At 64.8% G+C, this 13,698-nt stretch carries 11 protein-coding genes; 2 read left to right on the forward strand and 9 right to left on the reverse strand.

Going from position 1 to position 13,698, the window contains the following annotated elements:
* The first annotated feature begins 11 nt into the window (after nt 1–11).
* Together mmsA and mmsB are read left to right on the forward strand one after the other, a co-directional pair.
* Nucleotides 12–1,511 (forward strand): methylmalonate-semialdehyde dehydrogenase (CoA acylating), encoded by a 1,500-nt coding sequence (gene mmsA / locus C0606_10990; protein PLX37315.1) that lies wholly within the window; start codon nt 12–14, stop codon nt 1,509–1,511.
* A 103-nt stretch (nt 1,512–1,614) separates the two neighbouring features.
* On the forward strand, nt 1,615–2,508 hold the full coding sequence (gene mmsB / locus C0606_10995; protein PLX37038.1) for a 3-hydroxyisobutyrate dehydrogenase: 894 nt from the start codon (nt 1,615–1,617) through the stop codon (nt 2,506–2,508).
* 49 nt (nt 2,509–2,557) lie between these two features.
* Here mmsB and C0606_11000 read toward each other — a convergent pair whose 3' ends face one another.
* The 9 genes from C0606_11000 to C0606_11040 all read right to left on the reverse strand — a co-directional run bounded on the left by C0606_11000 (nt 2,558) and on the right by C0606_11040 (nt 13,565).
* The gene (locus C0606_11000; protein PLX37039.1) at nt 2,558–3,346 is read right to left on the reverse strand and encodes an enoyl-CoA hydratase; all 789 of its coding nucleotides are present in this window, start codon (nt 3,344–3,346) and stop codon (nt 2,558–2,560) included.
* The gene (locus tag C0606_11005; protein ID PLX37040.1) at nt 3,343–4,221 is read right to left on the reverse strand and encodes a hydroxymethylglutaryl-CoA lyase; all 879 of its coding nucleotides are present in this window, start codon (nt 4,219–4,221) and stop codon (nt 3,343–3,345) included. Before C0606_11005 ends, C0606_11000 begins: the two co-directional genes overlap by 4 nt.
* Nucleotides 4,218–6,212: a 3-methylcrotonyl-CoA carboxylase gene (locus tag C0606_11010; GenBank protein PLX37041.1), complete on the reverse strand. Its 1,995-nt coding sequence runs from the start codon at nt 6,210–6,212 to the stop codon at nt 4,218–4,220. The genes C0606_11005 and C0606_11010 overlap by 4 nt, the downstream gene beginning before the upstream one ends.
* A 2-nt stretch (nt 6,213–6,214) precedes the next feature.
* Nucleotides 6,215–7,822: a methylcrotonoyl-CoA carboxylase gene (locus C0606_11015; GenBank protein ID PLX37042.1), complete on the reverse strand. Its 1,608-nt coding sequence runs from the start codon at nt 7,820–7,822 to the stop codon at nt 6,215–6,217.
* A gap of 94 nt (nt 7,823–7,916) precedes the next feature.
* Complete coding sequence (locus C0606_11020) at nt 7,917–9,206, reverse strand: C4-dicarboxylate ABC transporter permease (GenBank protein PLX37043.1); 1,290 nt, start codon at nt 9,204–9,206, stop codon at nt 7,917–7,919.
* Nucleotides 9,207–9,280: 74 nt separating this feature from the next.
* The gene (locus C0606_11025; GenBank protein ID PLX37044.1) at nt 9,281–10,282 is read right to left on the reverse strand and encodes a hypothetical protein; all 1,002 of its coding nucleotides are present in this window, start codon (nt 10,280–10,282) and stop codon (nt 9,281–9,283) included.
* 23 nt (nt 10,283–10,305) lie between these two features.
* Nucleotides 10,306–10,788 (reverse strand): TRAP transporter small permease, encoded by a 483-nt coding sequence (locus C0606_11030; protein PLX37045.1) that lies wholly within the window; start codon nt 10,786–10,788, stop codon nt 10,306–10,308.
* A 38-nt stretch (nt 10,789–10,826) separates the two neighbouring features.
* Entirely contained in the window at nt 10,827–11,966 is a 1,140-nt protein-coding gene (locus tag C0606_11035) for an acyl dehydratase (protein ID PLX37046.1), read from the reverse strand.
* 39 nt (nt 11,967–12,005) lie between these two features.
* Nucleotides 12,006–13,565 (reverse strand): acetate--CoA ligase, encoded by a 1,560-nt coding sequence (locus C0606_11040; protein PLX37047.1) that lies wholly within the window; start codon nt 13,563–13,565, stop codon nt 12,006–12,008.
* Nucleotides 13,566–13,698: the final 133 nt, after the last annotated feature.

Here is a 13,698-nt window from a genome sequence, read left to right on the forward strand (position 1 = left end):
AGGAGCACATCATGTACGAGATCGGCCATTTCATCGGCAGCGAGCGCGTTGCGGGAACGAGCGGACGCACGGCGCCTATCTTCAACCCGGCAACCGGCGAAGTGCAGGGTAACGTCGCACTGGCGAGTGCCGGCGAACTGGCTGCGGCGATCGCCAATGCCAAGGCGGCGCAGCCCGCCTGGGCAGCGACCAACCCGCAGAAGCGCGCGCGCGTGATGATGAAGTTCGTCGACCTCCTGCATCGCGACATGGACAAGCTCGCCGAGGCGCTGTCGCGCGAGCACGGCAAGACGCTGCCGGACGCCAAGGGCGACGTCATCCGCGGTCTCGAGGTCGCCGAATTCTGCATCGGTGCGCCGCACCTCTTGAAGGGCGAATTCACCGAAGGCGCGGGCCCGGGCATTGACCTGCATTCGGTGCGCCAGCCGCTTGGCATCGCCGCCGGCATCACGCCGTTCAACTTCCCCGCCATGATCCCGATGTGGAAGTTCTGCCCGGCGATCGCGGCCGGCAACGCCTTCATCCTGAAGCCGTCCGAGCGCGACCCGTCGGTGCCGATCATGCTCGCCGAGCTGATGATCGAAGCCGGCCTGCCGGCCGGCATCCTCAATGTCGTCAACGGTGACAAGGAAGCCGTCGACGGCATTCTCGAGCATCCCGACATCGCCGCCATTGGCTTCGTCGGCTCCACCGCGATCGCCGAATACGTCTACACGCGCGGCTGCGCGCACGGCAAACGGGTGCAGGCCTTCGGTGGCGCCAAGAACCACATGCTGATCATGCCGGACGCGGACATCGACCAGGCGGTGAACGCCCTGATCGGTGCCGGCTACGGCGCGGCCGGCGAGCGCTGCATGGCGATCTCGGTCGCCGTTCCGGTTGGCGAAGGCACGGCGGAACGGCTGATGGAGAAGCTGATCCCGCGCGTCGAAAGCCTGAAGATCGCCCCCTATACCGCCGGCGACGATGCCGATTTCGGTCCGTTGGTGACGGCGGAGGCACGAAACCGCGTGCTTGGCTATGTCGATAAGGGTGTCGAGGAAGGCGCCGATCTGGTCGTCGACGGCCGCGACTTCAAGATGCAGGGCTACGAGAACGGCAATTTCGTCGGTGGCTGCCTGTTCGACAACGTCACCAAGGACATGACGATCTACAAGGAAGAGATCTTCGGTCCCGTGCTGTCGGTGGTGCGCGCCAAGACCTATGACGAAGCGCTCGACCTCGCCATGACCCACGAATACGGCAACGGCGTCGCCATCTTCACCCGCGACGGCGACACGGCGCGCGATTTCGCCTCGCGCATCAACATCGGCATGGTCGGCATCAACGTGCCGATCCCGGTGCCGCTTGCCTACTACACCTTCGGCGGCTGGAAGCGCTCCGGCTTCGGCGACATCAACCAGCACGGCCCCGACGCCTTCCGCTTCTACACCCGCACCAAGACGATCACCGCGCGCTGGCCGTCCGGCATCAAGGAAGGCGCTGAGTTCGTCATCCCAACCATGAGCTAAGGCGGGCTTACACCCGGCAGGATCGCGTCGACTGGAAAGCAATCGGCGCGATCCTGGCTCCATGCGGAGCGGACAAACGAAATCTGCGACAGGAGGAAAAGGCATGAGCCGGATCGCATTCATCGGCCTTGGCAATATGGGTCTGCCGATGGCCATCAATCTGACCAAAGCCGGCCATGCGGTCACCGCCTTCGACACGGTGCCCGAGGCAATGGAAAAGGCGCAGGCGGAAGGCATGACGGTCGCGCCGAGTGCGGCCGAGGCGGTTGCCGATGCCGAAACCATCATCACCATGTTGCCGAATGGCAGCATCGTTCTGAAGGTCTACGAGACGATCGTGCCGGCCGCGAAGCCCGGCGCGGTGATCATCGACTGCTCGACGATCGATGTTGCGAGCGCCCGTCAGGCGCACGAGATCGCTGAAGCGGCCGGACTGCTGCCGCTCGACGCACCGGTTTCCGGCGGCACCGGCGGCGCGACGGCCGGCACGCTCACCTTCATGACCGGCGGGTCGCGCGAGGCGTTCGACAAGGCATCGCCGGTTCTCGATGTGATGGGCGGCAAGCTGGTCCATTGCGGCACCGGCGGCGCCGGCCAGGCGGCAAAGATCTGCAACAACATGCTGCTCGGCATTTCGATGATCGGCGCCTGCGAAGCCTTCGCGCTCGCCGAAAAGCTCGGCCTGTCACAACAGGCCGCCTTCGACGTGATCTCGACCTCGTCGGGCTTCTGCTGGTCGGTCAACACCTATTGCCCGGTGCCGGGCGTCGGGCCGACGAGCCCCGCCGACAACGACTACAAGCCGGGTTTTGCAGCAGAGCTGATGTTGAAGGACCTCTGCCTTTCGCAGCAGGCAGCCGCCAATGCCACGCAGGCAACGCCGATGGGCGAGCATGCCATGCAGCTCTTCCGCCAGTTCATCGACAATGGCGGGGCCGGCAAGGATTTCTCGGGCATCATCGAATATCTGAAGACCGCGAAGCGGGCCGGCGAGTAACGACGATCGTACCAGCCTTAATGCGAAGACCTGGGCGGCGGATAGCCGCTCAGGCATTCCGCCAGGACGGCGTCTCCTTGTTGAAGAAGGCGGCGATGCCCTCTTGCGTCTCCGCCGTTTCCCAGCGGTCGGCGAGCGCATTGGCCGTCAGATCGGCGAAGCTCGCCGGATCGTTGCCGGCAAGCTTGCGGCACAGCGCCTTGGCAGCAGCCACCGCGCCGGGCGCGCATTGCAGGATGGCAGCGACCTGCTCCTCGACCGCCGCGTCCAGCTCGTCTGCCGGACAGGACCGCGCGACGAGACCAACCCGCATCAGGAAGGCGGCATCGAACGCGCTTGCGGTGAAGAACACCTGGCGCGCAAAGGCCTCGCCCATGCGGCGCACCACGAAGGGGCCGATGGTCGCCGGGATCAGCCCAAGCCGCGTTTCGGTGAGCGCAAAGCGGGTGTTTTCTTCCGCGACGACCACGTCGCAGACGGCGATCAGACCGAGCCCGCCGCCATAGGCCGCGCCGTGCACGCACCCGATAAGCGGTTTCGGCAACGCGTCCCAGAGCCCGAGCATATCGGCCAGCGCGCGCGCTTCGCCGATCTTGCCGGCGCGGTCCTTGTCGGCCTGCGCCCGCATCCAGCCGAGATCGCCACCGGCGCAGAAGATACGCCCCTCGCCCGACAGCACGACCGCGCGGACGCTATCGTCCGCAGCCAGCGCCGAGGCCGCATCCGACAGTTCGGCGATCATCTGGGCATTCATGGCGTTGTGCTTTTCGGCCCGGCACAACACGACGCTGGCAATGCCGCGCGCATCGCGCTCGACGCGGATGGTCTCGTAGCTCATTGGCCGTTCTCCCCGTTGCCTGCAGCGGCGGCGAAGCCGGCGACGAGCCGTCCTGCTTCGGCCAGAAGGTCACGGTCGATGCCGGTGTGAAACCCGCGCCCTTCAAGCATCGTGACCAGTGTGGACGTGGCAAGGTTGCCCTTGGCGCCGGGCGCGTAGGGACAGCCGCCGAGCCCGCCGACGGCGCTGTCGAAGACCCGCAATCCCATTTCCAGTGCGACGGCAACATTGGCGAGCGCGTTGCCGCCGGTGTCGTGGAAGTGTCCGGCGAGACTGTCGACCGGCAGCCGTTCGGCGACGGCTTCGATCATGCGCTCGGTGCCATCCGGCGTTGCCCGGCCGATCGTGTCGCCGAGCGAGATCTCGTAGCAGCCCATCGTGGCCAGCGCCTCGGCGACATCGGCGACCGCTGAGGGACTGATCAGCCCGGAATAGGGGCACTCGACGACGCAGGAGACGTAGCCGCGCACGGCGACGCCGGCGTCGCGGGCGGCCTCGATGACCGGGCGGAAACGCACCAGGCTCTCGGCAATCGAGCAGTTGATGTTTTTCTGGCTGAACTCTTCGGACGCGGCGGCGAAGACTGCGATTTCATCGGCCCCGGCTGCAAGCGCCCGCTCGAAGCCCTTCATGTTCGGCGTCAGCACCGCGTAGTCGACGGCGTCGCGGCGCTTGATGCCGGCCATGACCTCGGCGGCGTCGGCCAGTTGCGGCACCCATTTGGGCGACACGAAGCTCGTTGCCTCTATCTTTTCAAAGCCGGCGCGCGACAGCAGATCGATCAGCGCGATCTTTTTTGCCGTCGGAATCAGCGCCTTCTCGTTCTGCAGACCGTCGCGCGGCCCGACCTCGTAGATGCGGACATGCTCGCTCATTCAGAAACATCCTCCTCGAAGCTGACGAGGACGCTGCCGCCCTCGACCGCGTCGCCGACCGCGCAATGCAGCTCGGCAATCGTTCCCGCGCAGGGCGCGATGAGCGCGGTCTCCATCTTCATCGCTTCCATGATGCCGATGGCGGTACCGGCCTCGACCGTGTCGCCAACCGCCACATCGAGGCGGACGATGGTTCCGGTCATCGGCGCCACCACGGCATCGCCTTCGTGACCCGTGGCAGCGCCGACCGTCCGGGGGTCAGGGAGAAAGAGGTCGCGAACCACCCCCCGGGAGAGAACGGAAACCAGCCGGCCGCCATCGCGCTCGCTGAAGTGGACGCGCGCTTCGACCAGCGTGTCGGCATCGCCGGTGCGCGCGGAAAGGCGCATCCCGTCGATGGTCAGCTCGCGCAGCGTCAACGGCGCGCTCTCGGCACCGGTCAGCGTGACCGAACCGTCGTCGTTCAGCGTCAGGCGGCGAACGAGCGGTGTGCCGTCGAACACCACCATCAGATCGTGTTCGGCCGCACCCCACAGGCGCCAGCCGAAATGTGGCGTTGCCGGATCGATATCGAACGCGGCGACGGCGGCGAACGCGATATGGGTTTCCGACAGCGGCGCGACGGCCGTCAGCGCATCGAGACTTCTGTCGATGACGCCGGTGTCGAAATGTCCGGCGACGAAGCCGTCATGCTGGACCAGCGCGGTGAGGAATTCCGCGTTGGTGGTGGTGCCGGCGACGTGGGTGTGCCGAAGTGCATCGAGCAGCGTTTCGAGCGCCCTGCCCCGCGTCGACCCGTGGCTGATCACCTTGGCGATCATCGGGTCGTAGAACGGGCTGATGACATCGCCGCCGCGCACGCCTGTGTCGTTGCGGGCCCGCCCGCTGAACTCCAGATGCTCTAGCTTGCCGGTCGCCGGCAGGAAGCCCTTGGTCGGATCCTCGGCGTAGAGCCGCGCCTCGAAAGCGTGGCCGTCGATTGCCAGCTCGTCCTGGATCAGCGGCAGCGGTTCGCCGGCGGCAACCCGTAACTGCCACTCGACCAGATCGACGCCGGTGATCGCCTCGGTGACCGGGTGTTCCACCTGCAGGCGGGTGTTCATTTCCATGAACCAGAAGCCGTCCTCGCGCAGCGGACCGGAGCCGTCGACGATGAATTCGATGGTGCCGGCGCCGCAATAGGAGATCGCCTCGGCGGCCTTCACCGCGGCGCTCGTCATGGCGCGGCGCATCGCATCCGTCATGCCCGGTGCCGGTGCTTCCTCGATGACCTTCTGATGGCGCCGCTGCAGCGAGCAGTCGCGCTCGAACAGATGCACCACATTGCCGTGGCTGTCGCCGAAGACCTGCACCTCGATATGGCGCGGCGAGGTGATGAATTTCTCGATCAGCACATGCGGATCACCGAACGACGCCTGCCCCTCACGTTGCGCCGAAGCGAGCGCCTCGCGGAACGCCTCCGGCACGTCGACCTTGCGCATGCCCTTGCCGCCACCACCGGCGCGGGCCTTGATGAGAACCGGATATCCGATCTGCTCGGCCTCGCCGGCGAGGAAATCAGGATCCTGGCTGTCGCCCTGGTAACCCGGCACGACCGGCACGCCGGCTGCCGCCATCAGATCCTTTGCCGCGTCCTTCAGGCCCATCGCGCGGATCGCCTTTGCAGACGGCCCGACGAAGGCGAGCCCGGCGGCCTCGACGGCCTCGACGAAGCCGGGGTTCTCCGACAGGAAGCCGTAGCCCGGATGAATGGCTTCGGCACCGGTTGAAAGCGCCGCCCCGATGATGCGCTCGGCAACGAGATAGCTCTCGGCCGCTGGCGAAGCGCCGATATGGACGGCTTCATCGGCCATCTTCACATGCAGGGCGCGGGCATCGGCGTCGGAATAGACGGCAACCGTTTTCACGCCGAGGCGGGCGGCGGTGCGGATGACGCGGCAGGCGATCTCGCCGCGATTTGCGATCAGAATCTTGGAAAAGGGCTTCGTCATCGTCACATCCTGAAGAGGCCGAACTTGGTGTCCTGAACCGGCGCGTTGAGCGCCGCGCGGAGCGAAAGGGCGACGACGTCGCGCGTCTTGCGCGGATCGATGATGCCGTCGTCCCAAAGCCGCGCGGAGGCGTAAAGCGGCTGCGACTGGCGCTCGAACATGTCGATGGTCGGCTGTTTGAAGGCCGCCTCGTCTTGTGCCGACCAGCTTCCGCCCTTGGCCTCGATCGCGGCGCGGCGCACGTCCGCCAGCACGCCGGAGGCCTGCGCGCCGCCCATCACGGCGATGCGGGCGTTCGGCCACATCCACACGAAGCGAGGCCCGAAGGCGCGGCCGCACATGCCGTAATTGCCGGCACCATAGGAGCCGCCGACGACGACGGTGACCTTCGGCACCGAGGCGGTGGAAACCGCCGTCACCAGCTTGGCGCCGTCCTTGGCAATGCCGCCGGCCTCGTATTTCGAACCGACCATGAAGCCGGTGATGTTCTGCAGGAACAGGATCGGAATCTTGCGCTGGCAGCACAGCTCGATAAAGTGCGCGCCCTTGACCGAGCTTTCGGAAAACAGCACGCCGTTGTTGGCGATGATGCCGACCGGCACGCCGTCGATATGGGCAAAGCCGGTGACCAGCGTCGTACCGTAGCGCGGCTTGAATTCGGCGAAGTCCGAGCCGTCGACCAGACGCGCGATGATCTCGCGCGCGTCGTAGGGCGTCTTGTCGTTGGCCGGCACGACACCCATGATTTCATTTGCCGGGTAGAGCGGCCCCTTCGGCACACGGAAATCGACGCTCGGACGCGGCACCGGACCGAGATGGGCAACGATCTCGCGAGCGAGCGCCAGCGCGTGGCGGTCGTCGTCGGCGAGATAGTCGGCGACGCCCGACTGGCGCGTATGGGTGTCACCGCCACCGAGCGTTTCGGCGTCGATGATCTCACCGGTGGCCACCTTCACCAGCGGCGGACCGGCGAGGAAGATGGTGCCCTGCTCGCGCACGATGATGGTCTGGTCGCTCATCGCCGGCACATAGGCGCCGCCTGCGGTGCACGACCCCATCACCACCGAGATCTGCGCAATGCCGCGCGCCGACATCTGCGCCTGATTGAAGAAGATGCGGCCGAAATGCTCGCGGTCGGGGAAGACCTCATCCTGATTGTTGAGATTGGCGCCGCCGGAATCGACCAGATAGATGCACGGCAGGTTGTTTTCCGCAGCCACTTCCTGCGCGCGCAGGTGCTTCTTCACCGTGATCGGGAAGTAGGTGCCACCCTTCACCGTGGCGTCGTTGCACATGATCATGCAATCGCGACCCTCGACGCGGCCGATGCCGGCGATCGCGCCAGCCGACGGCACTTCGTCATTGTAGAGGCCGGAAGCAGCGAAGAAGCCAACCTCGAGGAACGGCGAACCGGGATCAAGCAGCGTCGCGATACGATCCCGCGGCAGCAGCTTGCCGCGCGAGACGTGGCGCTGGCGGGACGCTTCGGTACCGCCCTTGAGGATACGCGCCGCCTCGTCGGCCACCTTTGCGTATTGCGCCTCCATCGCCCGGGCGTTCTCGGCAAACTCCGGCGAGTTCGTCTCGAGGCTGGTTTGCAGGATCGTCATCCGTCTTCACTCTCCGTTTGCGGCATGCAGGAACCCGCCCCTCGCGTAGGGGGGCGATCGCGGATCCAGTCGTTCGCTCAGGTTGGTTCGGGGCCTACCGCATCATCAAATCCGGCAGGAACAGCGTGATCTGGGGAAAGGCCAGCAACAGCGCGAGAATAACGATCTCCATCAACAGGAACGGCACGATGCCTCGGAAGATCGTCTTCAACGGAACCTGCGTCTGCGCTGCCGCCACATAGGCATTCAGCCCCAATGGTGGCGTCAAAAGCCCGATCTCCACCGTCTTGGTGACGATTATTCCGAACCAGATCGGATTGAAGTCGAGCGCCATAGCGGTCGGGAACGCCAGCGGCATGGTCAGCGACAGGATGGCGAGCTGATCCATGAACATGCCGAGCACCAGCAGCACCAGGATGATGATCCCCATCACCATTTCGCGGCTCATGTCCGTGGCGGCGACGAATTCAAGCAGGCCATGGGTGATGCGGGTGAAGGCCAGGTAGTTCGAGAAGATCGCCGAGCACGCGACGATCGCCACGATCATCACCGTTGCGCGGATCGAGCTGCTGACCGAGCGGTTGAAATCGAGGAAGGACAGGCTGCGCTGCAGGATGACGATCACCAGCGAGCCCATGACGCCGAGGGCCGCTGCTTCGGACGGCGAAACGATGCCGCCATAGATCGCGCCGATGACGGCGAACATCAGCAGGATCATCGGAATGATGTGGCGGCTGTCCTTGACCGCCTTTTTCAGCACGAAGGGATCGCCTTCCGGTGCCTGATCGGTGGTGTGCGCGATGATCTTGATGACCACGGCAAGACCGACGGCCGTCAGCAGGCCCGGGAAGATACCGGCGATGAACAGCTTGCCGATCGAGGTCTCGGTGAGAACGCCATAGACCACAAGCACGATCGAGGGCGGCACGACGACGGCAAGAGTGCCGCCGACGCTGACCACGGCGGCGGCCAGACGGTTGGAGTATTTGTGGCTGCGCATCTCCGGAAAGGCAGAGGTCGCCATCGCCGCGGTCGATGCGGTCGAGCTGCCGATCAGGGCCGCCAGAATGACGGCTGCTGCAACGGTCGCCATCGCCAGACCGCCCTTGACGTGGCCGATCCAGGATTGGCAGGCGACGATGGCGCGCCGCGTGACGTCGCCCGCCGTCAGCAACTCCGCCATCAGGATGAAGAGCGGAATGGCCACCAGAATGAAGGACGACGAGGAGTCGAAGAAGGTGCGTTCCAGAACGGCGAGCGCGGGCCGCGGTCCAAGCTGCACCACAATGCCGAGCGTGCCCGCCAGGCCCATCGCAAAAGCGATTGGCACGCGGATCGCCATCAGCGCCGCCAGTACGAACAATATGATGAGGAATGTCAGCATCGAGGCGCCGCGTGCTCCGAGGTGGCGGGCGGCCGCACACGCGACCGCCCCCGTTTCAGGTTCAGAACCGCGAACTATTCGCTGGTCAGCTTCCGGTAGGTCTCGAGCACGGCTTTCGCCGCATCGCTGCCGATCCGCTCGGCCCAGTCGGTGCTGACGGCTCCGAGCGCCTCGGTCACGGCTGCCAGTTCCTCAGGCGAGAACTGGTATGTGTCGATGCCGGCGGCCTTCCATTCCTCGATCAGACCGCCGACCGAGTCGTCCTGCGCCTTCGCGACATGCATGGCGGTTTCGTCGCCAAGCGTGAGCATGGCGTTCTTGGCGGCGTCCGACAGGCCATTGAACAGGTCCGTGCGGACCACCATGACGAAGCTGTAGCCACCGAACGAGCCGTTGGTCGAGATATGGCTGACGACCTCGTTCAGCTTGTAGCCCGGCACCGAGGCCAGCGGGAACAGAACCGCGTCAAGACGCCCGCGTTCCACCGCCGTGTAGACTTCCGGACCCGGGATCGAGATGCCGACGCCGCCGAGCGCGCGGGCCGTCATCGCCTGGGTGGAGCCGGAGGTGCGGATATCGAGCGCCTTCCAGTCGGCCGGCGCGCCGAGCCGCTTCTTGGCGAGCACCTGATAGGGCGGCAGCACAAAGCCGAAGATCGGGGTCACGCCGGCGGCGAGGATCTCATCGCGCAGCGGGCCTTCCTGCAGCATCGCCTGCAGCGCCTTGGTGCCCTGCACCGCCGAACCGTAGAAGCCCGGCAGGCCGACCACCGAGTTCAGCGGCAGCGTTTCGGCATGGTAGGAGGGCCCGAGCAGCGCCGCATCGAGGATGCCGCCGCTGACCGCGTCAAGCTGGGCTTTCGACTTCGCCGCCTGCTGCGAGGGGAAATGTTCGAACTTGATCGCGCCGTCGGTCGCCTTTTCGACCGCCGCCATCCACTTGGTCGTCCCTTCGACCGAGACGATATGGCTGGTCGACTGGAAGTCGCCGAGGCGAAGCGTTTCGGCCTGTGCCGTCGCCACGCCGATGGCGAGCAGTCCGGCGAGTGCGGTTACCGCTTTCATTGCCGTTTTCATGTGTATTCCTCCCTGTAAGTTTTTCACGCGCGCTCGATCTCTCCTGCGAGCGCATCGGTGATCAGACGCACGACGAGTACGCCGCATCCGAGCGGGATAGCGGCGTAGGCCCAGCCGAGCGGCCAATCGATCACCCCGTATTCGATGTCCCCATTGGCAATCGCTTTCAGGGCAAATTTTCCGGACGTCCATGTGACCGCGGCGAAGAACACCGCGGGCAGCAAAAGGCGCACCTTTTCAAGAACGGTTGCCAGCGTGGCGGGCAGGTCTCGCGGCAGAAAATCGAGCGAGAGGTGCCCGCCATCCCGGAACACACGCGACAGCGACAAGGTCGCGAGTGCGGGCATCAGAAACAGCTCGGTCAGCTCGAACTGGATCTGCAAAGGCCGATTGAAAATCAGCCTGAGCAGAATATCCGCGTTGATGAGAGCCGCGACTGCGACAAGCGCGAGACACCCCCCCAGATGAAGGATGTCCTCGACTTTGGTCAGGATTCTTTCGAACATGGTCGAATGTGCCTTTCCTGCAGTCACGGCCCGCTCACTCAGCGCTTGGGCAGCTCGACGATTGCCGAACCGATGGCCGACAGTTCGCCATCCTGCTGTTCCGCGCGCTGCTGGACTTCCACCAGATAGCGGCCGTTATCCTCGAACTTCCGGGTAACGGTTCCGTGGATCAGGATGATGTCACCTTCAGGATTGTGCCGGCGGACCTGGCACTTCGCCTGTGACAGGAAGCCGTCATCGCCCATCCAGTTGGTGATCTGATGGGTCAGCCACGAGGTCCGCTCCGGCCCGTAGTCATAGGCGCCCGGGGCGCCGACCTCGATGGCGAATTCTTCTTCCCAATGCACCCGCTCCGGGCAGTCCGGGATGCCGAAGCGGTTCTTGATGCCTGCGCTCGGGTGCTTCTGCTGCAGCTGCCAGGCGAGCTTGTTGGCGCGGATGTAGAGACCGCCCCAGCCCTGCGCGTAGGCGATGAAGCCGGTCGCGGTCATCGGGCCCTTGACCATGGTCGGCAGCTCTTCGCCTTCCATCACGTCGTCCCAGTAACGCTTCTCGGCGCCGCGGATCGTTTCCTTCTCATAGTACTGGTAGTACTCGTCGAGCTCTTCCTGGGTATAGACCCGGCGGCCCTTGGCCTTCGCCTCGGTATACTTGGTGCCGTTCTCGCGCGCCTGGTCACGGTCGGTGCGGAAGCACCAGCTGTCAGCGTCGGCAAGCAGGTCGCCGGTCTTCACGTCGAAGAAATCGACGTGATAGATCTGCTGCACCGCGCGCCCGGCAAAACGGGTGTCGTGCTCGATCAGGTCCTTCAGGTAGGCCTCTGTGCGGAACTCGGTGTTGCGCGGGATCGGCTTGTGCCACGACCAGTTGGCCCCCGACCACATGGCGTGCACGCCCGGCAGGCCGCCGACATAGCCCGAAATGATGCGGCTGGTGGCGAACAGGAAGCTCGGCAGCGCGATGACGTCGCCATATTGCGTGGTCTTGGCGTATTCCGGATCGCACCACAGCGGATTGTCGTCGCCAATGCCGTGCGCGTAATGGCGGATGTTGTCGCGGGTCGCCTCGTAGCACCACGGCTCGACGGTATTCTCGATCTTAACGCCGAGACGCTTGCGCAGGTCGTCGAGGCCTTCCTGCGTGATCTTCGGGAACTTCCTCACTGTCATGTCGTCCATTTGTTTCTTCTCCTGAGAATGTCTGTCGACGCCGGCGGATCACTCCGCAGCGGCAAATTTCTTCGCTTCCTGATCGCGCAGGATTTTACGGTTCACCTTGCCGGCGGGGGTCTTCGGCAACGTGCTGACGAATTCGATCTGACGGGGATATTCGTGCCGCGCGAGACGCGCCCGCACGTGCTCCTGAATGCTCTCGACGAGGCCGGGCTCTTTGGCCTGCTTCAAGATGACGTAGGCCTTTACGACCTGGCCGCGCAGCGCATCGGGGGTGCCGATAACCGCGCATTCGGCGACTGCCGGATGGCTGAGGACCGCGTCCTCGACCTCGACAGCCCCGATGGTCCAGCCGGCCGAAATGATGACGTCGTCGGCCCGCCCGCCGTGATAAAAATAGCCGTCCTCGTCAACGCGCCCGAGGTCCTTGGTCTGGAACCACTCGCCCCGCTTCTTGACCATGAGTTCGCCGGTTTCGCCGGGCGCGGCGGGACTGCCGTCGGGGCGCTGCACCTCGACCTCGACACCGGGCACGGCCTTGCCCATGGCGCCGTCGCGCACCTCGAGGTCGTCCGCACCGGGATAGTTGGCGATGATCACACCGATTTCGGTGGTGCCATACATCGAGCGAACCTTGGTACCGAACACCCGCTCGACATAGTTCGCGGTCTCGCCGTCGATCGGCTCACCGGTGAAGGAGAGTTTCTCGAAGCTGTAGGTGTAGTCCTCGGCGGCGCCGGAATTGCGCATCATGCGGTAGTGCGTGGCGGCGGCCGTCAGATTGGTGATCTCGAAATCGTGCAGCGCCTTGAGCAGGCGGACCGGATCGAACTTGCCGCTGAACGTGCCCGTCGAGACACCCATGGCGAGCGGCGCCAGCGTGCCATGCCACAGGCCGTGGCCCCAGGCCGGCGATGACGGGCAGAAGAAGCGGTCGCCCGGACGGATGCCGGTTGCGTAGAGCGCGGCAACCATCAGGGTGACGATCGACTGGTGGCTGTGGTGAACGGCGGCCGGCAGGAGCCGCGTGGTGCCTGAGGTGTATTGCAGCACGGCAAGATCGGACCCAGCGGTATCCCAGTCGTAGGTCGTCGGCAGATCGTTCAGCCCGTCGAGGAAAGCCTGGTCGAGGATCGTGACGTTCTTCGCCTCGGCCTCGAGCGCGTCGGGCGCCTTTTCCGCATTGGTGAAAAAGATCTCCGGCTTGCAGTCCTCGGCCCGCAGGCGAATGCCGTCCGGCCCGAACAACGAGAACAACGGCACGGCGACGGCGCCGCTCTTCATCACGCCGAACATGGCGCAGTAGAACGGCAGCGACGGTTCGATCATGACCGCGACCCGGTCACCCTTCTTGATGCCCTTCGCCGTCAGGTAGTGGGCAACCTGCGAAGCGCGGCGCGAGATCTCCTCGAAAGTGATCAGTTCGTCGGCACCATCGGCATGCGCGATCCGCAGCGCGATCTCATCGCCATCGACGTGCCGGTCGATGCATTCGTGCGCGATGTTGAAACGTTCACGCGTCCCGTCGAACAGCTCCCAAAGCCCCTCTTTCGAATACTGGGCCTGTGCATCCGCGTAGGACGTGAATTCCGTCAGCCGGGTCATCCCTGCTTGCCTCCAAAACAATGTGTCGGACCGCCACCCAATGGCTGCCCGCCTCATTGACAAGGGTAGAGATTGCGGCAAAGTATTGTCAATACGCTTATATTATTGTATATAGACAACAATTAGCTGATTT

It is taken from the genome of Hyphomicrobiales bacterium (genome assembly GCA_002869065.1).
GTDB lineage: Bacteria > Pseudomonadota > Alphaproteobacteria > Rhizobiales > Rhodobiaceae > Rhodobium.